Genomic DNA, 23,316 nt, shown 5'->3' on the forward strand with positions numbered 1-23,316 from the left:
TCCCTCGGAGCAGACGGCTTCGGCTTCTCCGACACCCGCCAAGCCGCACGCCGCTACTTCAAAAACGACACCCACTCCATCGTCGCCAAAACCCTCCAACTCCTCGCCGCCAAGGGCGAAGTCGAGGAAGGCGCACTGGAGAAGGCAATCGAGAAGTACCGGCTCCTGGATGTCAACGCCGGCACCACCGGCGGAGCGGGCGGCGACGCCTAACCAGTTGCTGGGCACGTCCCACAACAAAAGCAGTACCGCGACGGCGGCTTCAACCGAAAAGGTTGGGGCCGCCGTCGGGCTTTAACCGGGCTCCCAGGGTGTTGGGCAGAACGTGACGGGCAGCAACGCCAGTTGTAGCCTTCTCACAAATGGAGCTTGCCCGGGATGGGCCGTATGCTCATTCCATGGCAGAGCCCGTCAAAACAACTTCCAAGCGCAAGGCAGCAACCCCGGCATTGTCGCCGGAAAAGGCCGAAACCCTGCGACAGCTCCGCGCCAACGTTGGGCAACTGTCCACCAGCACCATGCGAAAACTTGAGAAGTCACTGCCGTGGTACAGCCGCCTCAGCTCAGACGAGCGTTCGGCGCTCGGATTGGTGGCCCAGAACGGCATCGCCGCATTCGTGACCTGGTACGAGCGTCCCAGCTCACCGTCATGGATCCTCACCGATGTCTTTGGCAACGCTCCCACGGAACTGACGCGCTCCATCAGCCTGCAAAAGGCGCTGCAACTGATCCGCATCGTCGTGGAAGTTGTCGAAGACCAAGTGCCCGTCATTGCGCCGGAGTCGGACCAGCCATCGCTGCGGGAAGCGGTCCTGCGATACTCGCGGGAGGTCGCGTTTGCCGCCGCAGACGTCTACGCGCGCGCAGCAGAGTCGCGTGGTTCCTGGGACACCCGGCTTGAGGCACTCATTGTGGATGCCATCCTTCGAGGCGAAAACACTGACGCCTTGCGGTCCCGGATCGCTGCCCTCGGCTGGAAAGCCCAGGAGAGGTTCACCGTAATGGTGGGCAATTCGCCGTCGGAACCCAGCGCAAGCTATGTCAGTGAACTGCGCCGGACCGCCGGGCGTTTCGCTGAGGATGCCCTCGTGGGAATCCAGGGCGATCGGTTGATCCTCATTCTCGGTGGAGTCCAGGACCGGGACACGGCCTACGTCAAACTGAGCGAAATGTTCGCCCCTGGCGCCGTCGTTTACGGCCCGGAGGCCGGTTCGCTGGTGGAAGCGAGCAGTTCCGCGCAAGCGGCCTTTGCCGGGCTCACCGCCGCACGGGCCTGGCCCTCGGCTCCCCGCCCGGTGGCGGCCGACGACCTGCTCCCCGAACGTGTGGTCTCCGGCGACGATGCGGCCCGCAGGTCGCTCATCAAGAACATCTACCGGCCCCTTCTGGCGGCCTCCAATGGCTTGGTGGAGACTCTGGGAACCTACCTTGAGCTGGGGCATTCGCTTGAAGCCACTGCCCGGGAACTGTTCGTGCATGCCAACACGGTGCGCTACCGTTTGAAGCGTGTCTGCGACGTCACAGGTTGGGATCCGCTCCTGCCGAGGGAAGCGTTTGTGCTGCAAACAGCCTTGGTAGTGGGCCGGCTTTCAGCCCAACCCAAAGCCACCCCCGAACGTCACGCGTCGCGTTCACAGAACTGAACCGTTGTAGACTTCCTACAAACTGACCCAGTGAGCTTGGTGTACCAAAACACCAGTGGATCACGTGGCAATTTGGAAAGCTGGATACGTGCTTGCAATCGTCTGCCCTGGACAGGGCTCCCAGACCCCCGGATTTTTGGCCCCTTGGCTGGAACTCCCCTCCGTCGAAGGCCAGTTGGCCTCCCTGAGCGAGATCGCAGGCATTGACCTCAAGGCCCACGGCACCACTTCTGACGAAGAAACCATCAAGGACACCGCTGTAGCCCAGCCGCTGATTGTCGCGGCCGGCCTGGTGGCCGCCACGTCGCTCTTCGATGTCGAGCTCAGCAGCCTTCCCGTCATCCTGGCCGGCCACTCCGTCGGCGAAATCACGGCGTCCGCCCTCGCCGGCGTCCTGTCGGACGCCGAAGCCATGGCCTTCGTCCGCGAACGCGCCAACAGCATGGCCGCGGCAGCAGCCGTAACTCCTACAGGCATGAGCGCCGTTGTGGGTGGCGATCCTGCCGAGGTCCTGGCAGCCATTGAAGCTTCCGGCGCCACTCCAGCCAACGTCAACGGTGCGGGCCAGACGGTCGCGGCAGGCACCTTTGATCAGCTGAAGGCCCTTGCGGACAACCCGCCGGCCAAGGCGCGGGTCATCCCCCTGAAGGTCGCAGGCGCTTTCCACACCTCGCACATGGCGCCTGCAGTCAGCGCCTTGGAAGCCCTCAAACCGTCATTGTCACCGCAGAACCCCTCGGTTCCGCTGCTGTCGAACTACGATGGCCAGGAAGTAACGGACGGCACGGCTGCCATCGAGAGCCTCATTGCGCAGGTCTCACGGCCTGTTCGCTGGGACAAGTGCATGGAAACCATGGTTCAGCGCGGAGTCACGGGCGTGATCGAACTTGCACCGGCAGGAACCCTTGCCGGCCTGGCCAAGCGCGGCATGCCCGGCGTGAAGACCGTTGCAGTCAAGACCCCGGATGACCTTTCCGCGGCGCTTGCACTTTTCGCTGAATTGGAAGGACAGGCATGAGCACCCCGGTACTGAACAAGACTGCGGTTAACGAAAACGCCCGGATCCTCGGCATCGGCGCCTACCGCCCCGACGTCATTGTCACCAACGAGGACGTTTGCCAGTGGATCGACTCCTCCGACGAGTGGATCCGCCAGCGCACCGGCATCATCACCCGCCACCGCGCAGCCGCGGACGTCAGCGTGATCGACATGGCCGAAGGAGCTGCGCGCGAAGCAATCCAGCAGGCCGGAATCGAACCGTCCCAGTTGGGCGCAGTTATTGTCTCGACCGTGACGCACCCTTACGCCACACCGTCCGCTGCCGCCGCACTCACCGAGCGTTTGGGCGCGACGCCGGCACCCGCCTTCGACATCTCGGCCGCCTGTGCCGGGTACTGCTACGGCGTGGCCCAGGCAGATGCCTTGGTGCGCTCCGGCGCGGCACAGTACGTCCTGGTGGTCGGTGCCGAGAAACTCTCGGATGTCATCGACAACCACGAACGCACTATTTCGTTCCTGCTCGGCGACGGCGCGGGAGCGGTAGTCGTGGGCCCCTCCGACACCCCCGGCATCGGCCCGTCGGTCTGGGGTTCAGATGGAAGCAAATGGGACGCCATTGGCATGACGCACTCGCTGGAGGACGTCAGGAAACTAGGCGAATCCGCCCGGCACTCGGACGAAATCGATGACCCCGCCATCCTGTCAGCCACCCAGGATGTCTGGCCCACACTGCGCCAGGACGGCCAGACAGTATTCCGTTGGGCTGTGTGGGAAATGGCGAAGGTGGCCCAGCAGGCACTGGACGCTGCCGGCATCGAAGCCACCGACCTCGCTGCGTTTGTTCCCCACCAGGCGAACATGCGCATCATTGACGAGATGGTCAAGAAGCTCAAGCTCCCTGAGTCCGTCGTCATCGGCCGCGACATTGCCCAAGCGGGCAATACATCAGCCGCTTCCATCCCACTGGCCACACACCGTTTGCTCCAGGAAAACCCGGGGTTGAGCGGCGGCCTTGCCCTGCAGATCGGGTTCGGCGCGGGCCTGGTCTTCGGGGCTCAGGTAGTAGTCCTGCCGTAGAACCTGGAGTCCCAGTGGCCTCCAGCCAACTGAATACGACTTACAAACCCAAACCGTAACCGCGGTTTGCCCCCCTTTCCGGCAGTAGCCGGTACAAACAAGAAAAGGAGCCAACAATGGCTAGCAACGAAGAGATCCTGGCCGGCCTGGCTGAAATCGTCAACGAAGAAACCGGCCTTGCCCCCGAAGCCGTAGAGCTGGACAAGTCCTTCACCGAGGACCTCGACATCGACTCCATCTCCATGATGACCATCGTTGTCAACGCTGAAGAGAAGTTCGGCGTTCGCATTCCCGATGAAGAGGTCAAGAACCTCAAGACCGTCGGCGACGCCGTCAGCTTCATCGCAAACGCACAGGCTTAGTCCTGACTCAGCTGTGCCGGGCCGGGATTAGATCCTTGCGCCCGGCACAGCCGCAATAACGCCCAGAGTTTTTCTTGCCTCCCCCCGTGCATCCATCGGGAGGGCTGGCTGATCCGACAGAGAGTGATCGCATGGCACGCAAAGTAGTCATAACCGGTCTGGGGGCCACCACTCCCATCGGCGGCGACGTACCCACAATGTGGCAGAACGCGCTGAAAGGGGTCTCCGGCGCCCGTACGCTCGAAGATGAGTGGGTGGCCAAGTACGACCTCCCCGTCCACTTTGCTGCCCGGTGCTCGACGCCGGCCCTGGACGTCCTGAGCCGGGTCGAAGCCAAGCGCATGGACCCTTCCACGCAGTTTGGCGTCATTGCCGCCCGTGAGGCCTGGGCCGATTCCGGAATTGGCGAGATCGACCACGACCGTCTGGCGGTGGCCTTCGCTACCGGTATTGGCGGTGTCTGGACGCTCCTGGATGCCTGGGATACCCTCCGTGACCGGGGTCCCCGCCGGGTATTGCCCATGACCGTCCCCATGCTGATGCCCAACGGTGTAGCCGCTGCCGTCAGCCTGGACCTTGGTGCACGCGCCGGAGCGCACACTCCCGTGTCAGCCTGCGCGTCCGGTACGGAAGCCCTCCACCTGGGGCTGGACCTGATCCGGTCCGGCAAGGCTGACGTGGTGGTCTGCGGTGGCGCGGAAGCGGCCATCCACCCGATGCCCTTGGCAGCGTTCTCCTCCATGCAGGCGCTCTCCCGTCGGAACGACGAGCCGGAACGCGCTTCACGTCCCTACGACATCGACCGTGACGGCTTTGTCATGGGTGAGGGTGCCGGCGCTTTGGTCCTCGAAGCCGAGGAACACGCCATCGCCCGCGGTGCACGGATCTACGCTGAGCTTGCCGGAACGTCGGTGACCGCGGATGCGTACCACATCACGGCACCGGACCCCGAAGGCCTCGGCGCCACACGGGCCCTCAAGGCCGCAATGTTCGATGGCCGTATCCAGGCTGAAGACGTTGTCCACGTCAACGCCCATGCCACGTCGACACCTGTGGGTGACAAGCCCGAATACACAGCTCTCCGGGCTGCCCTTGGCACCCACGTGGACAACGTGGCGGTCTCTGCCACCAAGTCCCAGATGGGCCACCTCCTGGGAGCTTCCGGAGCGGTTGAGGCCGTCCTGACGGTTCTGGCTGTTTACGAGCGCAAGACGCCGGTGACCATCAACCTCGAGAACCAGGACCCGGAGATCCCCCTCGATGTCGTGACGTCGGTACGTGATCTGCCCGCCGGCGATATCGTCGCCCTGAGCAATTCCTTCGGCTTCGGCGGACACAACGCCGTCATCGCCGTCCGAAATGTCTAGCAGCACTGTCCCGGCTCCGGCCCGATGACATGAGGAGGGCCCCACCATCCGGTGGGGCCCTCCTCATTGCTATGGGGTGTTCTTATCCCGGGTCAGCCGACCTGGTGCAACCAGCGCACGGGAGCGCCTTCGGCTGCGTGCCGGAACGGCTCAAGCTCTTCGTCCCAAGCTTCGCCGAGCGCCAAGGACAATTCGTGGTAAACGGCCGAGGGATCCCCGGCACCGGACTCGTAGGCGTAGCGAATGCGGTCTTCGGTCACCATGATGTTGCCGTGCACGTCCGTGACGGCATGGAAAATTCCGAGCTCGGGGGTGTGGGACCAGCGGGCCCCGTCCACGCCTTGGCTCGGCTCCTCGGTAACCTCATAGCGCAGGTGGGCCCAACCGCGCAGGGCAGACGCCAACTGGGCCCCCGTGCCCGGCGCACCGGTCCACGACAGCTCAGCCCGGAACATCCCGGGCGCAGCAGGCTGAGGGGTCCACTCAAGATCGGTCCGCTTATCTACGACCGATCCAATGGCCCACTCAACGTGCGGGCAAAGTGCCGTTGGGGCCGAGTGCACAAACAGGACACCGCGGGTTGTTGCAACAGACATTCCATCCTCCATAGCTGTAGGTACGTCTTCCCCAACGACCTCTGCCTGGATGTTTGCTGTTGCTGCCGGAGCCATGAAATTCATGCAGGCCTTGACAGGCTATTTACTTGTGCGAAGTACTACTGACGATATTGGCACAGATATAACCCTCAACCGTGCATTGAAGGTTTCCCCGTGGTGCTTTCATTTTGCCGTACGCTGCCCGTTTCCGCCAGTGCAGCGCGACCGTGCGCGGTGTCACGCCCGTGGGTGGGCCTGCTGGTAGCTCTTACGCAGCCGATCCACGGAAACGTGCGTGTAGATCTGCGTCGTAGCCAGGCTGCTGTGGCCCAGGATCTCCTGGACAGCCCTCAGGTCCGCACCACCATCGAGCAGATGCGTGGCGGCACTGTGCCTGAGTGCGTGCGGGCCCTTGGCCGATGTATCACCCAGCGCTTGCAGCACTGTGTTCACTACGGCCCGGATTTGTCGTTGATCCACCCTGTTTCCCCGTGCCCCAAGGAAAAGGGCTGGGCCGCTGGAGGCGGTCACGACTGCGGGCCGGCCTCGCCTCAACCAGTCGTCGACGGCAATGGCCGCCGGGACACCGAACGGGACCGTACGTTCCTTGTTACCTTTGCCCAGCACCCGGAGTGTCCGCCGGTCAGGATCGAGGTCGTCAATATCCAGGCCGGCGAGTTCTCCTACACGGACTCCCGTGGCGTAGAGCAGTTCCACCATGGCCCGGTTCCGCACGGCCATGGGACCACCGTCCTCGGCTGCCGTGGTCAGGTCATCCACCATCCTGGTCACCTGTTGTTGCTGTAGGACACCCGGCAGGGACTTGTCACGCTTTGGCGCCTGCAGCCTGACGGCAGGATCGACGGCGATGAGTTCTTCCCGTAACGCCCAGGAGGTGAATGAGCGTGCGGTGGCTGCTCGCCGGGCCAGCGTGGCCCGGGCCATACCTGCTTCGCTTTGCGCACCGAGCCAGCGCCGAAGTGAGCCGAGCTCCAATTGGCCGAGTTCCCCGACACCTTCCTGGACGGCGAAACCGAGGAGGCTCTCCACATCGGCAATGTAGGCACGGACGGTGTGCTCAGACCTGGCGCGTTCCCCTGCCAGGTAGCGTCGAAATCCCTCAACTGCACTTTGCAGCGATTCTGGTAATAATTGCCCGTCCACCCTTCCCACTGTGCCAGCCGCCGGCATTAACAGCGGGCATCAACATGCTTCTGCCCGGACTGGCTAGGCATTATTGGCTCTTTTCCACGTTCCGCGTTCCGAAACGGCGAGCCCCAGCACATTCAACCGCGACAGCCCTGCACGGACTGCTTCGGGGCTGAGTCCGGCCACAACCGTCAATTTCTCTATAGAACTGGTGGATCTTAGTGGCAAGGCGTCCAACAGAATGAGGTCCTCCAGGCACAAACCATCATGCGCTGCAGCTAGCGACTCCTTCCCGTCACTGGTGGTTTCTCCCATTGCGCCTGCCAACTCGGCGACCTCGCCGGCATCGGTGACGCATATTGCTCCGCCGTCCCTGAGGAGGCGGTGGCAGCCCGCAGAATTGGCACTGTGTATGGACCCGGGGACAGCAGCCACTGCCCTCCCCAGGGTCTCGGCATGGTGGGCTGTATTGAGGGCCCCTGAACGCCAGCGAGCCTCCACCACCACGGTCACCGAAGCGATGGCTGCAATGAGCCGGTTCCGTTGAAGGAACCTGTACCGTGTGGGAGCCGATCCGGGCGGCACTTCCGCGATCACGGCTCCCTGGTTGGACACCGCTCTGAGGAGCTCTTCATTGCCGGACGGGTAGAAACGGTCCACCCCGCCCGCCATGACCGCAATGGTGGGTACGTTGGCGGTCCCGCCGCTGAGGGCTCCACGGTGGGCATGGGCATCGATCCCGTAGGCGCCGCCGGAGACCACCGTGAATCCGCGTTGCGCCAGGCTGTAGGCGAGGTCTCCGGTCACTGATGCTCCATAGCTGGTGCTGTCCCTCGAACCAACAAGCGCCACTGCCTGCCGGGCAGTGGGGAGCGGTTGCTCATTGCCCCTCCACCACAGGCAAAGTGGCTCCTGCAGGCCGAGGTCGGCCAGCTGGGCCGGCCACAGCTCGTCCCCTGGAACAATCACCCTCCCACCCAACCGGCGCATTGTCGCCATGTCGCGTTCTGGGGCGAGGTCGGCGATGCGCGGCGCCCAACGCCGGAGACTGGCCGGGAGGCCGGGCCACCCGGCTGGTCCGCCCTCGTCCATGAGGAGGGCGGAGATTTCCTGTTCCAGCTTGGGTCCGGTCGCCAGTTCCCCTGTTGCGACGCCCAGGGCATCGACAGCTCCGACGGCCCGCACCAGGGCAAGACCCACAGAGTCCTGAGGCTCCATGAGCCGTGCCAGCGCCGCCCGTGCTATGCGTTCCTTTTCCTGACTGGTTGTTGCCACGTGGGTTAGTCCTTTCGTGAGGGTGTGTCTCATGCCGCGGATGCAGCCTGGCGGAGCCCCAGACCCTGCCCGATGTGGTTGATATCCGGCCTGTCGGTTTGGTCCAGGTCTGCCAGGGTCCATGCCAGCCGGAGGACGCGATCGTAACCGCGCGCGGTCAGGGTGCCTCGTTCCAGGGCGATGTCCAGCACCCGGGTGGCTCCGGGAGGCAGCCTCAGCTCTCCGCGCAGTACGCGCCCTGGCACTTGGGAGTTGGCTTCGAGCCCGAAGGGTCCAAGGCGCTCCAGCTGCCGGGACCGCGCCGCCATTACCCGGGCCGCGACCGTGGCAGTGTCTTCTTCCTTTGCTGCGCTGCCAAAGTCCGCCAGGGACACCCGCTCCACTTGGAGTTGGATGTCCACCCGGTCCAGCAACGGACCCGATATGCGCCCAAAGTACCGGCGCCGCATCATTGCCGTACAAGTGCATTCCGTCCCCTTGCCCGTTGCCTTGCCGCAAGGGCACGGATTCGCGGCCAGAACCAACTGGAAACGGGCCGGATAGGCCGCTGTGCCCGCTGACCTGTGGATGACCAGTTCGCCGCTTTCCAGCGGCTGGCGGAGGGCATCAAGTACCCGGCGCTCATACTCCGGTGCCTCGTCCAGAAACAGGACGCCCCGGTGCGCCCGCGACGCTGCACCGGGACGGGGAAGTCCCGAACCGCCACCGATGATGGCCGCCGCAGTGGCACTGTGGTGGGGATTTTCAAATGGAGGCCTGCGGATCAAGCGCGCCGCTGACGACTGGATCGCGGCCAAGGAGTGGATGGCAGTGACTTCCATGGCCGCCGTATCCGCCAAATCGGGCAACAACCCGGGCAACCGTTCCGCCAGCATGGTCTTGCCGGCCCCGGGCGGTCCGGTCAGGAGCATATGGTGGCCGCCCGCAGCAGCGACCTCCAAGGCCCTGCGCGCCTCCCCTTGACCGGAAACGTCGCAAAGATCCGGCTCCGGGAAACCAATGCCGTCATCGTCATCTGCCGTGCCCGGATCTGATGGCTCGTAGTCCAGTACGAGGTCCTTGGGGTCTGCCCCGAAGTCGAAGGCGAGCCGCGCGAGGGTTTTGTAGCCGCGGACCTTTGCCCCAGGCACCAACGATGCCTCGGCGGCATTTGCATCCGCCACGACGATGTCCGGGAAGCCTGCATGCACGGCGGCCATAACCGCCGGGAGGATTCCACGAACAGGACGCAACCGTCCGTCCAAGCCAAGCTCGGCTATGAACACCGTTCCGCCAATGGAGCGGACATCGTTCGCTGCGCAAAGGACAGCCATGGTGATGGCGAGGTCGAAGCCCGATCCCCGCTTGGGAAGTGAGGCCGGAATCAGGTTGGCTGTGATCTTTCGCCGGCTCAGTGGAATGCCGGAGTTCTGGGCGGCGGAACGAATGCGTTCCTTGGCCTCATTCAATGCCGCGTCGGGGAGACCCAGGATCACGAAACTCGGCAGCGTTTGTCCGATGTCAGCTTCGACCTCGACGATGTAGCCATTCAGGCCGACAAGTGCCACGCAGTAGCTGCGTCCCACGCTCATCTAGCCCACACCCCGCAGGTGTTCCAGTTGTGGTTGGCCGATGCCGTCGTCGATAACGCCGACGACGTCCACGCGTCGACGGATGGCCTTGACCTCGTGGGCACGGCACCATGACGCCGCGAGCCGGTGCAGGCGGGCCAGTTTGGCTGTGCCTACAGCCTCGAATGGATGTCCGTAGTCCAAGCTTCGACGGGTCTTGACCTCGGCCACTACGAGGATGTTGCCCTCGAGGGCCACGATGTCTATTTCGCCGTCCGTGCAGCGCCAGTTGCGATCTATGATCCGCATTCCCTGGCTCTCCAGGAATTCAGCGGCCAGCGCTTCGCCATGTTGGCCAAGCAGGTCTTTTGCTCTCATGACCATCACCTCCGCTACCAGCTTTCAGGCTGGCAACGGCGGGTGGCAGGCGATCACTGCGCTATGTGGGTAACTCCGCAGAAGTCATGCTTGTGGAGGAACACTCGGAACTAGTTGCCGAGGTCTCCCAAGTCACCCAGTCCGCCGTCCTTGGGCAACGCCAGGTCTTCGCTCCGCGGAAGCTCCTCCACGTTGACGTCCTTGAAGGTGATGACCCTGACGTTCTTCACAAAGCGGGCCGAACGGTAGACGTCCCAGACCCAGGCATCCTGCAACGTCAGGTCGAAGTAGACTTCCCCGTCCGCACTGCGGGCCTGGAGATCAACATGGTTGGCAAGGTAGAACCGCCGCTCGGTCTCGACAACGTAACTGAACAGACCGACTACGTCCCTGTATTCGCGGTAGAGCTGCAGCTCCATGTCGGTTTCATAGTTCTCAAGGTCCTCGGCGCTCATGCTTCCATCTTGCACCATCTTCAGGACGGGACGCGCCACCCAGGGACCAGCCCGGAGCTTTGGAGCGTCGGTGGAGCAGTTCAGTCGGCTCCGGAACTGGTCAGGTTCCAGCTTGTCCGGTGGTAGGCGCTGGGACCTTGCTGCCGGATCACGTCCCGGTGGGCGGAGGTGGCATAGCCTTTGTTAACGTCCCACCCGTAGGCGGGCAGCTCGGTGTGCAGGTCAACCATGATGCGGTCCCTGGCTACTTTTGCCAGGACGCTGGCTGCCGCGACGCTAAGGCAACTCATGTCGGCTTTGACCTTGGTGTGGACGGGAGCTTCACAGGCGGGCCCCGCCGGGGTGTCGAAAAGGGAAGCCTGGACCTCGGGGGAAAGCCAGTTGTGGCTGCCGTCCAGGAGCACCACATCCGGGGTGATCCCGCCGGCCAGGATCTCGAACCACGCCCGCGTCCCTGCCAGGCGCAGGGCGGCGATAATGCCGATCTCATCGATTTCCCGGGAGGATGCGTGGCCCACGGCGCTTGCCACGGCCCATTCCCTGACCAGGGGTTCAAGCCGTTCGCGGTCCTCGGGCTTGAGTAGTTTGCTGTCGCGGACGCCAGCCAGCAAGCCGTGGTCAGCGAGCCTCACCACGGCGATTCCCACGCTCACAGGACCAGCCAGTGCTCCGCGGCCTACCTCGTCCACGCCCGCCAGTAAGCTCACCCCAGGGGCAAGGAACGTGCGCTCATGGTCAAGGGTGGGGAAACCCACGGCGTTCTTTGCCTTGGGGGCGGTTTGCTTCCTACCCTTGGCCTTCGCTGGGGACTTTCCCGTGGTGCCGGCTGCCGTGGTTGTCATTACTTGGCCGCAGTTGCCTTGGGGACGTCACGGAAGACGTCTGAGTGGTTGTCGAGTATCGTCCATCGGCTGACAGGCCACGCAATGACGGTCGCCTTGCCTTCGATATCGTCGATATTGATGAAGCCGCCGTTGACTTCCTGGTGGGCCCGGGAATCTGCCGAGTGGTTGCGGTTGTCGCCCATGACCCAGACTTTGCCTTCCGGAACCACGATGTCGAATGCGCTCGGCTGGGGAATTTCTGCCGGGTTGATGTACGTCTCGTTCAGCGGCACCCCGTTGACGCTGACGCGTCCCTGGGCGTCGCAACAGGAAACATGGTCACCGGGAAGACCGATGACACGCTTGACGAGGTGCTGATCGGTGTTGTCGGCCATCAGCCCCACGAATTCGAGGCTGTCACTGAACCAGTCCATGGGCCCGGCGGCCTTTTGCGGCACGGGTTCGAGCCAGGCCTGGGTGTCCTTGAACACCACCACGTCACCACGGGACAGGTCGAAGGGGCCCGGAACCAGGAGATTAATAAAGATACGGTCGTTGACGTCCAAGGTGCTTTCCATGGACTCCGAGGGGATATAGAAGGCCCTGAACAGGAAAGTCTTGAGCAGGAAGGACAGCACCAATGCGATCGCCACAACCGTAGCGATCTCTTTCACCCAAACGAGGACGGGATTCCGGTGAGTCTTCCCGGCCGAGTGCGCGGGGCCATCCGTGTCATTGGACGACCGGTCAGGGGCACCATTGTGCTCGTCGGACGCTTCAGCGTCGTCCGGGCGCGACGCCGCCACTCCGGCGGTACTTGCCGTTCCGTCCGAGAGCCGCGCGTCGTCGTCGTACCGCTCGGGATTCTCAGGAGCTTTGTCCGGCATCTACTGTCCGTTCTTCAAGGGTGTTTCGGCCTGCGTGGAGCGAGGCATCTCTGCAAATCTATCAAGTGGCCAGACGATCTGGACCGGTCGGCCGATAACCCGGTCCACGGGCACCATGCCGCCCCCCGGCGCCCCCAGCAGTCCGCGGGAGTCCGCTGAACGGGAACGGTGGTCACCCATCAACCACAGACGCCCCTCCGCCACCACGACGTCGAACTTCTGCTTGCTGGGTTCATCCCCGGGGTACACATAGGGTTCATCAATAGGCTGACCGTTGACTGTGAGTCGTCCATCGGCCGAGCAACACCGGACGTGATCGCCAGCGACCCCGATGACCCGCTTGACGTACGTGGTGTCGCTTCCCGTGAGTCCGAACCACTGGCTTGCGGCGGAGACTGCATCGACCAGCGGTCCCTTGCCGCTGCTGAGCGGGGCGAAAGAACCGCGTCCGTCGAAGACAACCACATCGCCGCGGCGGATTGGTTCCGCTGCGTAGGCCGTGCGGGAGACCAGGATGCGGTCTCCGGTGCCCAGGAGGGGTTCCATGGACTCGGAGGGAATGTAGTAGACGTCCAGCCACAATGAGCGCACCAGGCCACTGATTGCCACGGCAAGCACCAGTGCGAGCAAAACAAAACGCCAGCCCTGTTTCCGGGGCTGGCGTTCTGATGTTTCCATGATTCGTATCCCTGTTGCGTTGCGGATTGCTCCGGAACTACCGGGCACGAATCCTGGACCCGTTACGTAAGTCGGAGGACTTACTTGGCGAAGTCGCGCTTTTCCTTGATCTTCGCAGCCTTACCGCGCAGTGCGCGCATGTAGTAAAGCTTGGCGCGGCGGACGTCACCCTTGGTGACGACCTCGATCTTGTCGATGATCGGGGAGTGTACCGGGAAGGTACGCTCTACGCCGACACCGAAGGAAACCTTGCGCACGGTGAAGGTTTCGCGAACGCCGTCACCCTGGCGGCCCAGGACGAAGCCCTGGAATACCTGGACACGGGAGTTCTTGCCTTCGATGATGTTGACGTGAACCTTGAGGGTGTCGCCCGCGCGGAACTCAGGAACATCGTTACGCAGCGAGGCTGCATCTACGCTATCGAGGATATGCATTAATCCACTCCTGGTGAACGCCACAGGTCATTCACTTTGGGTTACGGCGGACAAGCCCGGGGCACATCAGGCCGCCGGAAATTTCCGCCGAAGTTTTCTTAGTGTCCGGTTCCGCCACTGATTGGCGTCACCGGGTTGTCCGACTGTTGGCTGAACTCCCCCTGTGGCAGGTGTCAGCCCAGCAGACACAAGGGTTAATTCTGCCATACGGCAGAGCCTGGGGCCAACTGCCGGGACTCGTGAAGGTCCGACGGCGGCCCCGCAACCTTAGTTTCCCGCGTCACCGCCGGTCTGGGCGCGAAGGCGGCCGTCAACCACTGCGTACCCGAGGTCCGCCAGGGCGTTGCGATCCGCGCGGCTCAAGCCACCGGCGTCGAACCCTTCCAGAAGGTCAGGCCGGCGCTCGGCCGTCCGGCGGAACTGTTCGTGGCGCCGCCACTGGGCGATTTTGCCATGGTTACCGCTGAGCAGGATGGCGGGAACGTCGTGGTCGCGCCACGCGGAAGGCTTCGTATACACCGGGTACTCCAGCAAACCGTCGGAATGGGACTCCTCAACCAAGGACTCAGGATTGCCGACGACCCCGGGAAGGAGGCGTCCAATGGCCTCCACCATGGCCAGCACGGCCACTTCGCCGCCGTTGAGGACGTAGTCGCCAAGGCTGACCGGACGAACCGTGAAGTGGTCCTGCGCCCAGTCGATGACCCGCTCATCGATACCCTCGTAGCGTCCGCAGGCAAAGACAAGGTGCTCTTCCTCGGCAAGTTCGTAGGCCAGGGCCTGGTTGAACCTCTCCCCCGCCGGCGAAGGAACAATCAGTACGGGCTTGGAGCCTTCACGGGTCCTGGAAACAGATTCGAGGGCCTGCGCCCACGGCTCGGGCTTCATGACCATTCCGGCCCCGCCGCCATACGGGGTGTCATCCACGGTGCGGTGCTTGTCCGTGGTGAAGGAACGGAGATCGTGGACGTTGAGTTCGAGCAAACCGTCCTGGCGGGCCTTGCCTATGAGGGAGAGCTCAAGCGGGGCAAGGTACTCGGGAAAAATGCTGACGACATCAATCCTCATTCAGGCATCATCTCCGGCGCCTTCTTTGGGCTCCTCCGCGGTGGACTCGTTGATCTCAAAAAGGCCGGCAGGAGGGGTGACCAGGATGTACCCGTCTTCGACGTTGACTTCAGGCACGATCTCATCGACGAACGGGATGAGGATTTCCTTGCCGTCCGGCGTCTTAACCGTCAGGAGGTCCTGGACCGGGAGCGTGGTGAGCGCGGCGACTGTGCCCACTACCTGCGAACCAACCCGGGCCTCAAGTCCCACGAGCTCGTGCTCATACCAGCCTTCGTCGTCGTCTTCGTCGTCGAGTTCCTCGGTTTCGATGAAGAGCTTCGCGCCGCGGATGACTTCGGCGGCGTTGCGATCGGCTATTTCCTCAAAGCCCAGCAGGAGGATGTCCTTGTTCCACCGTGCGCTGCGGATGGTCAGCGGGCCGGCGGAGGCCGGCTCCACGACAAACTCGGTTCCGGCGACGAAGCGCTCCGACGGGGCGTCGGTGAGTACCTGCACCGTGACCTCGCCGCGGATGCCGTGGGGTTTGCCGATCCGGGCCACCTGGAGCTGCATGGGTTCCTCTGAATTCTTGTTATGCCCGCGCCGCAAGGCGGCCGCGGTGATGATTGTGGGATAAAGCAATCCGGCCCCTCCACCATATTCGGTGAAGGGGCCGGACCTAAGACAAGTTTTGCTGAGCGCGTTACCGGCGACGGTCGGTGTCGACGACGTCGACCCTGACCTGCTCGCCGCCTGCCAGAGCAGCAACCACAGTGCGCAGTGCGCGTGCGGTGCGTCCTTGGCGGCCGATCACCCGTCCGAGGTCCTCCTGGTGAACACGCACCTCAAGGGATTCCCCGCGGCGGTTGTTCTTGGCACTGACCTTGACATCCTCAGGGCTGTCAACGATCCCACGGACCAAGTGCTCGAGCGCTTCTGCCAGCAACTTACTCAGCCTCGGTGGTCTCTGCTTCAGCGTCAGCGGGAGCCTCGGCGGCGTCCGACTGCTTGGCCTTCTTGGTGATGGCTTCCGGAATGATAACGGAACCCTTCTCCGGCGCTACGAAGGCTTCCTTCGGAGCTTTGGTCTTCAGGGTGCCTTCCTGGCCCGGGAGGCCCTTGAACTTCTGCCAGTCACCGGTGATCTTGAGGATCGCAGCAACCTGCTCGGTCGGCTGGGCGCCAACGGAGAGCCAGTACTGGGCGCGCTCGGAAGCGACCTCGATGTACGACGGCTCTTCTGTGGGGTGGTACTTGCCGATTTCTTCAATGGCACGGCCATCGCGCTTGGCGCGGGCATCCATGACGACGATGCGGTAGTACGGTGCGCGCATCTTACCGAAGCGCTTAAGGCGAATCTTTACGGCCACTTTTGTGGTCACTCCTGTTTCTGAAACGGGGTTGAACCCGACGTTCTGCACCCGTGGGGCGGGCCATACTAGACGGTTCGAAGGACAAGATACGAGCACGGAGAGAGGGGCCGCACCGATCGAGTACCTGTCTATTGTGCCAGATGCCCGATGCAATTACGACTTACGCCACGAGGGGTGGCGTGTTCTTGGTCACTCCGGACCGATCGACGCCCCGAAAACCGGGGTCACCCGTCAGGCAGACCAGACGTAAAGTCCGGAGCGTTCGGCTTTTTCCACATCCGTCGCGAGGGCGGCGAGTTGCTGGACGTACTGGCGCGATTGGGTGGCATCGAACGGCATGTCGTCCTGGGCGGCCCAGGCGGCAGCGACGTCATCAAGTACGTTGCCATCGCCTTCGCTCTCGTAGGTGAGCAGTTCGGCAAGCGCGCGCACCATGGCCTCGGGAACTCCGAGGAGGGCATCGCTGGTGACATCCACAAGGGCGAGTTCGTAGTCCGCTCCTGCAGCGTGGACTGCCTGGCCGGCGAGGTCGCCCAGCTGTTCGACCTCAAAGTCTGTGATGCCCTCTATCCTGACGGCGGGACCCGTGGCTCCGGCACCGCGGTCCAGGGCGGCGGCCCGTTTGAGTGCTTCGTCGTGGGTGGCTACAAAAATTTCGGCAAAGCCCATGGAAAGTACTCTCAATCCTTCGTGCTGACGGGGCGGCGGCACAGGAACCGAAGGTTCCGTGCCGTCATTGCCCAGCCTAGTGCAGCCGGGGGCCGCGGGGACGACTCAGCGAACGGCGACGCGCAGCTTGTTCCGCCACGGGTCGTCGAACTGAAGCTCCGCCCCGGTGTGGTGGTTTTGGACGCCCGCGACCTTCAGCCGATCTGCCAGCATCGCTACGTCATCAGCCGTGGGAACTTCGATCAGGACTTCCCCCAGCCCGAGCGTGTCCTTCCGGGGTCCGGCGCCGCGGCTGTTCCAAACGTTCATGGCCATGTGGTGGTGGTAGCCACCGGCGGACACGAACAGGGCCTGGCCATGCCATCCCGCGGTCCGTTCGAACCCCAGGGTTTCCACGTAGAATTTTTGCGCTGTTTCGACATCGCCCACCTGAAGGTGCACGTGACCGATCCCGGCAGCTGCCTCGCGCTGGCCGGTCACGGCAGCTTCACTCAGGTGTTGCTGCAGGAACCGCTGCGGTGGAAGTGCGACGTTGTCCATGACGACATTCTTGCCGTCCCACTGCCACAGTTCGCGGGGCTTGTCGTAATAGAGCTCAATGCCGTTGCCCTCGGGGTCTGTGAAATAGAACGCCTCGCTGACGAGGTGGTCGGCGCTTCCAGCAAAGGCGCGGGGCTCATATTCTGCCGCCGTGGCAATGGTGGCCGCCAGGGATGGCTGGTCCTCGAAGAGAATGGCGGTGTGGAAGAGGCCCGCTTCCCCGCGCCCGGGAATTTGCAGGCCGGAGGCGGGCGCCAGGTGGACAACAGGCTTTCCCGTGCGGCCGAGGTACAGCCCGCCATCCTGCTCGGCCACAATATTCAGGCCCAAGGCGCGCTGGTAGTAGTCGCTCATGACCTTCATGTCGCCAACCTTGAGCATGACGGTGCCCATGGTGAGTTCGGCAGGAAGAAGATCCTGGCTGCTTGCTGTAGTCATGTGAAGCTCCTGGGTTTGAGGCTGCCGCCCTTTCGGCACCTTCTACTACTACTAAATTACTTGAAGCTTCAATTTATTCCTAGCGGACGACCTCGCCACGCAAAACAATGTGCTGAAGTTCAGCGACCGTGTTGAGTTCGATGCGGGGATCCGCACGGCAAAGAACGACGTCGGCACTCGCCCCTTCGCTGATGGCGTCGACACCCAGCCACGCCCTGGCGCCCCACGTGGCTGCATCCAGGACAGCGGATGGCGGCAGGCCGGCGTCGTGCAGTTCCTTCATCTCATCCGCAATCCGGCCGTGCTTGATCACGCTGCCGGCATCCGTGCCCGTGTAGATGGTGACACCGGCTTCGTAGGCTTCCAGCACGCGGTCGTGGCGGCGTTCCCACAGCCTGGCCATATGATCCGCATAGATCGGAAACTTGGGAGCAGCCTGGGCGGAGATGTCCGGAAAGGTCGCGATGTTGACCAGCGTCGGGACAATGGGTACATCCTGCTCCACCAGCCGGGGAAGGTGCCGCGGCAAAAGACCCGTCGCGTGTTCGATGCAGTCGATGTTGGCGTCCAGCATGTCGTCGATGGTGTCTTCGGCGAAGCAATGCGCCGTGACCCTGGCACCCTCATCATGCGCGGCCGAAATGGCGTCCTTGACCAGCTTGGCCGGGAAGGATGCGGCCAGGTCCCCGACGCCGCGATCGATCCAGTCGCCCACCAGCTTCACCCAGCCATCGCCGTCACGGGCTTCCTTGCGAACGGTTTCGACGAGTTGTTCGGGTTCGATTTCATGCCCCAGCCCGCGGAGGTACCGCCGGTCCCTGGCAATATGCCGGCCAGCCCTGATCAGTCGCGGCAAATCCGCACGGCCTTGGACCCAGCGCGTGTCGCTGGGCGATCCGGCATCGCGGATCAACAGCGTGCCGGCTGCAAGGTCTGCCAGCGCCTGGGCGAGGGTAGTCTGGCCATCGACCGCACCGCCTGGTCCGAGGCCTATGTGGCAGTGCGCGTCGACAAAGCCCGGCAGGACCCAGCCGTCGAGCACTGCATTCGGCGCCCCCACGGGTTTGATGAATGTCAGGCGGCCGTCAACGGACCACATGCCCCGGCGTTCCTCGCCTGCCGCCACGAGCACCGTACCGCTGAATTCGATGATGTTGGCCATGGCAAAAGCCTAGCCGGGCCTGCCGACCGCAGGCCCGCAACGCACATATGACTGTGCGCCCGCTGGCAGCTGTGGTAGCTTCAACTACGACCACACGGGGGCCCCTGCAGGGGCTGAGATCGGACTGACGCAGTCTGCGACCGTTGAACCTGTCCGGGTAATGCCGGCGAAGGAAGTGAGCAGTCCCTTGAGCACTACAAAAGCACAGCACAGCCCTGCCCAAAACGAATCCGTCATGGACACCGGGGCATCAGAAACCGTGACCCAGTCGCTGAAATCCCACTCGCTGGGATGGCTTGAAGATCCCGAAAAGGGGATCCGCGTCCCCGTCACTGAGATCGCGCTTGAGCCCTCCCCCAACGGCCAGGCGAACCCACCCCTGAAGGTTTATCGAACTGCCGGACCGGGCAGCGATCCGAGAGTCGGGCTGGAACCGTTCCGCGCACCATGGATCGAAGGCCGGGGCGACACGGAGCCGTATTCGGGGCGGGAAAGGAACCTGCTCGACGACGGCAGGTCCGCAGTACGGCGGGGGGCGGCATCGGCGGAGTGGAAGGGCGCACAACCGGTGCCCCGCCGCGCCGTCGAGCAGAGAACCGTCACCCAGATGCACTATGCAAAGAAGGGCATAGTGACGCAGGAGATGCAGTTCGTGGCATTGCGCGAGAACTGCGACGTTGAATTGGTCCGCAGCGAAGTGGCCGCCGGACGGGCAATCATCCCCAGCAACATCAACCACCCGGAATCCGAACCGATGATCATCGGCAAGGCGTTCCTGGTCAAGATCAACGCCAATATCGGCAACTCAGCGGTCACCAGCTCCATCACCGAGGAAGTGGACAAACTGCAGTGGGCGGCGCAATGGGGTGCTGATACCGTCATGGACCTCTCGACAGGCGATGACATCCACACCACGCGAGAATGGATCATCCGCAACTCTCCTGTTCCGATCGGCACGGTCCCCATCTACCAGGCACTCGAAAAGGTCAACGGCGAGGCCAACGAGCTCACGTGGGAGATCTTCCGTGACACTGTGATCGAGCAGTGCGAACAGGGTGTGGACTACATGACCGTCCATGCCGGTGTCCTGCTGCGCTACGTCCCGCTGACTGCCAACCGCGTCACGGGAATCGTTTCCCGGGGCGGCTCGATCATGGCTGGCTGGTGCCTGGCCCACCACCAGGAGAACTTCCTTTACACGCACTTCGACGAACTGTGCGAAATCTTCGCCAAGTACGACGTCGCCTTTTCGCTCGGCGACGGGCTGCGTCCTGGCTCCATCGCCGACGCAAATGATGCCGCACAGTTCGCCGAACTGGACACCCTTGCCGAGCTGACCCAGCGGGCGTGGGAGTTCGACGTCCAGGTCATGGTGGAAGGCCCGGGGCACATCCCCTTCCACCTGGTCCGCGAAAACGTGGAACGCCAGCAGGAGCTGTGCAAAGGTGCCCCCTTCTACACCTTGGGCCCCCTGGTCACGGATGTCGCACCCGGGTACGACCACATCACCTCAGCCATTGGCGCGACCGAAATTGCGCGCTACGGCACGGCAATGCTCTGCTATGTGACACCGAAGGAGCACCTGGGCCTGCCGAACAAGGACGACGTCAAAACCGGTGTCATCACCTACAAGATCGCCGCCCACGCCGCAGATCTCGCCAAGGGGCACCCGGGAGCGAACGAGCGGGACGACGCCCTGTCCAAAGCCCGATTCGAGTTCCGTTGGCGCGACCAGTTCGCACTGTCCCTGGACCCTGTGACGGCCGAGGCCTTCCACGACGAAACCCTTCCCGCCGAACCGGCCAAGACCGCGCACTTCTGCTCGATGTGCGGTCCCAAATTCTGCTCGATGCGGATCAGCCAGGACATCCGCGATGAATACGGTTCAGCTGAAGCGCAGGCCGCAATCGCCGGCATGTACAGCGGAATGCAGGAAAAAAGCCAGGAGTTCCTGGCCTCTGGAGGGAAGGTCTACCTGCCCGAACTCCAGGTTCCCGGCAATGCGGGCAAAAGCAGCTCAGGAAGCCTGAACTGACATGGCCCGGCCAACGTCCGCAACAAATGAGCGAATGACATGATCGCCATCGACTGAATCCTGGGGCCGGTGCCCGCCCGCTGCGACGCGGCGGAGGGCGCCGGTTTCCTGGAGGTACCCCGCGATTTCCTCGTAGAGCGGTTCCCATCCACCGGTGAGGACCAAGGTGGGGACGCCGGGCACGATGTGAAGCGGCGCTTCCCATGGCGGTGCCTGGAGCCTTAGCCTGCGTGCGGACCTCTGGGCCTCCGGCGTGTCCAGTCCCCCGGTTTCGGCCGAAAACGCCCTGCGGAAGTATTCCCGCTGGTAATCGGCGTCATTTAGTTGTGCCCGGACGTCGAACAACGGTTCCATGAGCGCACGATGGGAAGCCGTGGCAGGGAGCTCGGCTGTCAGCGACAAGCAGGCCGGCTCCACCAGGGAGAGCGAGTGCACAAGGTCGGGGCGCTCGATCGCTGCAAGCATGGCGGAAATGGCGCCTTGCTCATGCGCCACGACGTGGCCTCCACCGGAGTCGACCAATGCATTGATCACGATGGCGACGTCTGCCCACACATTGGATTGCACCGGTTCGTCGACGGTCGAAAAACCGTGCCTCCGCAGGAACAAGGCGTCATAGGCCAGCGCCATGCCGTGTTGCTTCGGCCAGGCTGCGGCGCCGAAACTCCCCAGGCCGTGAACGAAGACTACGCGCTGCTTGTGCATTGGTTCAGCCTATTCCACGGCTCTGACATCCCAACTGACTGACAGTTGGGACGCACTATCTACTTACCGAGGAACTTGTCGAAGCCCTTGGGAAGGTTCAGCGACGACGGGTCGAAGTCCGCGGCGCCTTGTCCGAAAGCCGCGCCCGTAGGTGCCGCAGAGGCAGCATTGGCCCGCTTGGCCTCCGCGTCGCGAAGTTCCTGGGCAGCCTTGGCCGGGTTGCCGGATCGTGCCTTCTTCTTGGGAGTGTTCTTCCCGTTCTTGCGTCCGCCACCAGGGCCACCGAGGCCGGGCATTCCAGGCATACCCGGCATGCCACCGCCCTGGGCCAGCTTCTTCATCATCTTCTGCGCCTGCGCGAAGCGTTCCAGCAGGCCGTTGACCTCCGAGACGTGCACGCCGGAACCCCTGGCGATACGGGCGCGGCGGGAGCCGTTGATGATCTTCGGCGCAACACGCTCGTGCGGAGTCATGGAACGGACGATCGCCTCGACGCGGTCGATCTCTTTTTCGTCGAAGTTCTCCAGCTGCTGACGGATGTTCTGCGCACCCGGCATCATCATGAGCATCTTCTTCATGGAGCCCATGTTGCGGATCTGCTGCATCTGGGCGAGGAAGTCGTCCAGGGTGAAGTCTTCCTGGTCGGCGAACTTCTTCGCCATCCGGGCAGCTTCGTCCTTGTCCCATGCCTTCTCCGCCTGCTCGATCAGGGTGAGGACGTCACCCATGTCCAGGATGCGGGAAGCCATGCGGTCCGGGTGGAAGAGCTCAAAGTCGTCCAGGCCCTCGCCGGTGGACGCGAACATGACGGGCTTGCCGGTAACGGACGCCACTGAAAGTGCGGCACCACCGCGGGCGTCGCCGTCGAGCTTTGACAGGACGATGCCCGTGAAGTTGACGCCTTCATCGAAGGCCATCGCCGTGTTCACGGCGTCCTGGCCGATCATGGAGTCGATCACGAAGAGGACTTCATTGGGGATGATCGCCTGACGGATCCGGCGTGCCTGGTCCATCATTTCGGCGTCGACGCCGAGGCGTCCGGCGGTGTCGACGATCACGACGTCGTGCAGCTTCTGGCGCGCTTCCTCGACGCCGGCCTTTGCGACGGCAACCGGGTCACCGGCAGGGTGTTCAAGTTCGGAGGTGGCGCCGGGGTGCGGAGCGAAAACCGGGACACCGGCCCGCTGGCCAACAACCTGGAGCTGCGTCACTGCATTGGGACGCTGAAGGTCGCAGGCAACCAGCATGGGGCTGTGGCCCTGGGCCTTGAGCCACTTGGACAGCTTGCCGGCAAGGGTGGTCTTACCGGCACCCTGGAGGCCGGCGAGCATGATGATGGTGGGCCCGTTCTTGGCCAAGCGGATACGGCGGGTCTCGCCACCGAGGATTTCCTTCAGTTCCTCGTTGACGATCTTCACGATCTGCTGGCTCGGATTCAGCGCACCTGAAACTTCGGCGCCCAGCGCACGTTCACGGATGCGCCCAGTGAATTCGCGGACCACCGATACGGCGACGTCCGCATCCAACAGGGCACGGCGGATCTCCCGGACTGTGGCGTCGACGTCAGCCTCAGTGAGGCGGCCCTTGCCACGGAGGTTCTTGAAGGTTGCTGTCAACCGGTCAGAGAGTGAATTGAACACGCGCCGTGCACTTCTTTCGATGGTCTACGA

26 protein-coding genes and 1 riboswitch are annotated in these 23,316 nt (G+C 63.4%); of the genes, 7 read left to right on the top strand and 19 right to left on the bottom strand.

Annotated features, from left to right (window positions below; genetic code table 11):
* From J2Y68_RS13855 to J2Y68_RS13880, 6 genes are all read left to right on the top strand, one after another.
* Positions 1-213 (top strand): hypothetical protein (locus tag J2Y68_RS13855; protein ID WP_309994332.1); only part of this gene is annotated, 213 nt, incomplete at its 5' end.
* Between the two features lie 185 nt (positions 214-398).
* Positions 399-1,643 carry a PucR family transcriptional regulator gene (locus J2Y68_RS13860; RefSeq protein WP_309994333.1) on the top strand — a complete coding sequence of 415 codons (1,245 nt, stop codon included), beginning with the start codon at positions 399-401 and terminating at the stop codon, positions 1,641-1,643.
* Between the two features lie 88 nt (positions 1,644-1,731).
* On the top strand, positions 1,732-2,661 hold the full coding sequence (locus J2Y68_RS13865; RefSeq protein WP_309994334.1) for an ACP S-malonyltransferase: 930 nt from the start codon (positions 1,732-1,734) through the stop codon (positions 2,659-2,661).
* Entirely contained in the window at positions 2,658-3,719 is a 1,062-nt protein-coding gene (locus J2Y68_RS13870) for a beta-ketoacyl-ACP synthase III (protein ID WP_211713532.1), read from the top strand. Before J2Y68_RS13865 ends, J2Y68_RS13870 begins: the two co-directional genes overlap by 4 nt.
* Before the next feature lie 116 nt (positions 3,720-3,835).
* On the top strand, positions 3,836-4,081 hold the full coding sequence (locus tag J2Y68_RS13875; protein ID WP_175320862.1) for an acyl carrier protein: 246 nt from the start codon (positions 3,836-3,838) through the stop codon (positions 4,079-4,081).
* Positions 4,082-4,212: 131 nt separating this feature from the next.
* Positions 4,213-5,448: a beta-ketoacyl-[acyl-carrier-protein] synthase family protein gene (locus J2Y68_RS13880; RefSeq protein WP_309994337.1), complete on the top strand. Its 1,236-nt coding sequence runs from the start codon at positions 4,213-4,215 to the stop codon at positions 5,446-5,448.
* A 92-nt stretch (positions 5,449-5,540) separates the two neighbouring features.
* Here J2Y68_RS13880 and J2Y68_RS13885 read toward each other — a convergent pair whose 3' ends face one another.
* The 17 genes from J2Y68_RS13885 to J2Y68_RS13965 all read right to left on the bottom strand — a co-directional run bounded on the left by J2Y68_RS13885 (position 5,541) and on the right by J2Y68_RS13965 (position 18,906).
* Positions 5,541-6,044: a DUF3145 domain-containing protein gene (locus J2Y68_RS13885; RefSeq protein ID WP_018776197.1), complete on the bottom strand. Its 504-nt coding sequence runs from the start codon at positions 6,042-6,044 to the stop codon at positions 5,541-5,543.
* 237 nt (positions 6,045-6,281) lie between these two features.
* Positions 6,282-7,235: a tyrosine recombinase XerC gene (locus J2Y68_RS13890; RefSeq protein WP_397335097.1), complete on the bottom strand. Its 954-nt coding sequence runs from the start codon at positions 7,233-7,235 to the stop codon at positions 6,282-6,284.
* Between the two features lie 36 nt (positions 7,236-7,271).
* The gene (gene dprA / locus J2Y68_RS13895; RefSeq protein WP_309994341.1) at positions 7,272-8,501 is read right to left on the bottom strand and encodes a DNA-processing protein DprA; all 1,230 of its coding nucleotides are present in this window, start codon (positions 8,499-8,501) and stop codon (positions 7,272-7,274) included.
* Positions 8,498-10,039: a YifB family Mg chelatase-like AAA ATPase gene (locus J2Y68_RS13900; protein WP_309994342.1), complete on the bottom strand. Its 1,542-nt coding sequence runs from the start codon at positions 10,037-10,039 to the stop codon at positions 8,498-8,500. The genes dprA and J2Y68_RS13900 overlap by 4 nt, the downstream gene beginning before the upstream one ends.
* Positions 10,040-10,405: a YraN family protein gene (locus J2Y68_RS13905; protein ID WP_309994344.1), complete on the bottom strand. Its 366-nt coding sequence runs from the start codon at positions 10,403-10,405 to the stop codon at positions 10,040-10,042.
* Positions 10,406-10,506: 101 nt separating this feature from the next.
* Positions 10,507-10,851 (bottom strand): DUF2469 domain-containing protein, encoded by a 345-nt coding sequence (locus J2Y68_RS13910; protein ID WP_018776202.1) that lies wholly within the window; start codon positions 10,849-10,851, stop codon positions 10,507-10,509.
* 80 nt (positions 10,852-10,931) lie between these two features.
* The gene (locus J2Y68_RS13915) at positions 10,932-11,693 is read right to left on the bottom strand and encodes a ribonuclease HII (protein WP_309994347.1); all 762 of its coding nucleotides are present in this window, start codon (positions 11,691-11,693) and stop codon (positions 10,932-10,934) included.
* A complete protein-coding gene (lepB, locus tag J2Y68_RS13920; protein WP_309994348.1) occupies positions 11,693-12,562 on the bottom strand; it encodes a signal peptidase I in 870 nt (289 codons plus the stop codon). Before lepB (J2Y68_RS13920) ends, J2Y68_RS13915 begins: the two co-directional genes overlap by 1 nt.
* On the bottom strand, positions 12,563-13,240 hold the full coding sequence (gene lepB / locus J2Y68_RS13925; protein ID WP_309994349.1) for a signal peptidase I: 678 nt from the start codon (positions 13,238-13,240) through the stop codon (positions 12,563-12,565).
* Positions 13,241-13,320: 80 nt separating this feature from the next.
* A complete protein-coding gene (gene rplS, locus J2Y68_RS13930; RefSeq protein ID WP_014922079.1) occupies positions 13,321-13,674 on the bottom strand; it encodes a 50S ribosomal protein L19 in 354 nt (117 codons plus the stop codon).
* A 267-nt stretch (positions 13,675-13,941) separates the two neighbouring features.
* Entirely contained in the window at positions 13,942-14,742 is an 801-nt protein-coding gene (gene trmD / locus J2Y68_RS13935; RefSeq protein WP_309994350.1) for a tRNA (guanosine(37)-N1)-methyltransferase TrmD, read from the bottom strand.
* Positions 14,743-15,297 carry a ribosome maturation factor RimM gene (gene rimM, locus J2Y68_RS13940; RefSeq protein ID WP_309994570.1) on the bottom strand — a complete coding sequence of 185 codons (555 nt, stop codon included), beginning with the start codon at positions 15,295-15,297 and terminating at the stop codon, positions 14,743-14,745.
* 130 nt (positions 15,298-15,427) lie between these two features.
* A complete protein-coding gene (locus tag J2Y68_RS13945; RefSeq protein WP_011775119.1) occupies positions 15,428-15,670 on the bottom strand; it encodes an RNA-binding protein in 243 nt (80 codons plus the stop codon).
* A gap of 1 nt (position 15,671) precedes the next feature.
* Entirely contained in the window at positions 15,672-16,094 is a 423-nt protein-coding gene (gene rpsP, locus J2Y68_RS13950) for a 30S ribosomal protein S16 (RefSeq protein ID WP_309994572.1), read from the bottom strand.
* A gap of 234 nt (positions 16,095-16,328) precedes the next feature.
* Positions 16,329-16,766 (bottom strand): hypothetical protein, encoded by a 438-nt coding sequence (locus J2Y68_RS13955; protein WP_309994352.1) that lies wholly within the window; start codon positions 16,764-16,766, stop codon positions 16,329-16,331.
* A 105-nt stretch (positions 16,767-16,871) separates the two neighbouring features.
* Positions 16,872-17,744, bottom strand: coding sequence for a VOC family protein (locus J2Y68_RS13960; protein WP_309994354.1), 873 nt, complete (start codon positions 17,742-17,744; stop codon positions 16,872-16,874).
* A 79-nt stretch (positions 17,745-17,823) separates the two neighbouring features.
* Positions 17,824-18,906: an amidohydrolase family protein gene (locus J2Y68_RS13965; protein WP_309994356.1), complete on the bottom strand. Its 1,083-nt coding sequence runs from the start codon at positions 18,904-18,906 to the stop codon at positions 17,824-17,826.
* Positions 18,907-18,990: 84 nt separating this feature from the next.
* Positions 18,991-19,098: riboswitch (TPP riboswitch) on the top strand.
* 43 nt (positions 19,099-19,141) lie between these two features.
* On the opposite strand from J2Y68_RS13965, the gene thiC reads away from it, so the two are divergent.
* Complete coding sequence (gene thiC / locus J2Y68_RS13970; protein ID WP_397335150.1) at positions 19,142-20,941, top strand: phosphomethylpyrimidine synthase ThiC; 1,800 nt, start codon at positions 19,142-19,144, stop codon at positions 20,939-20,941.
* Here the strand turns inward: thiC and J2Y68_RS13975 are convergent.
* The gene (locus J2Y68_RS13975) at positions 20,924-21,646 is read right to left on the bottom strand and encodes an alpha/beta fold hydrolase (protein ID WP_309994359.1); all 723 of its coding nucleotides are present in this window, start codon (positions 21,644-21,646) and stop codon (positions 20,924-20,926) included. The genes thiC and J2Y68_RS13975 overlap by 18 nt on opposite strands.
* Before the next feature lie 59 nt (positions 21,647-21,705).
* On the bottom strand, positions 21,706-23,286 hold the full coding sequence (ffh, locus tag J2Y68_RS13980) for a signal recognition particle protein (protein WP_309994361.1): 1,581 nt from the start codon (positions 23,284-23,286) through the stop codon (positions 21,706-21,708).
* Positions 23,287-23,316: the final 30 nt, after the last annotated feature.

The sequence above is a fragment of the Paenarthrobacter nitroguajacolicus genome, assembly GCF_031455195.1.
Classification (GTDB): Bacteria; Actinomycetota; Actinomycetes; order Actinomycetales; family Micrococcaceae; genus Arthrobacter; species Arthrobacter nitroguajacolicus_D.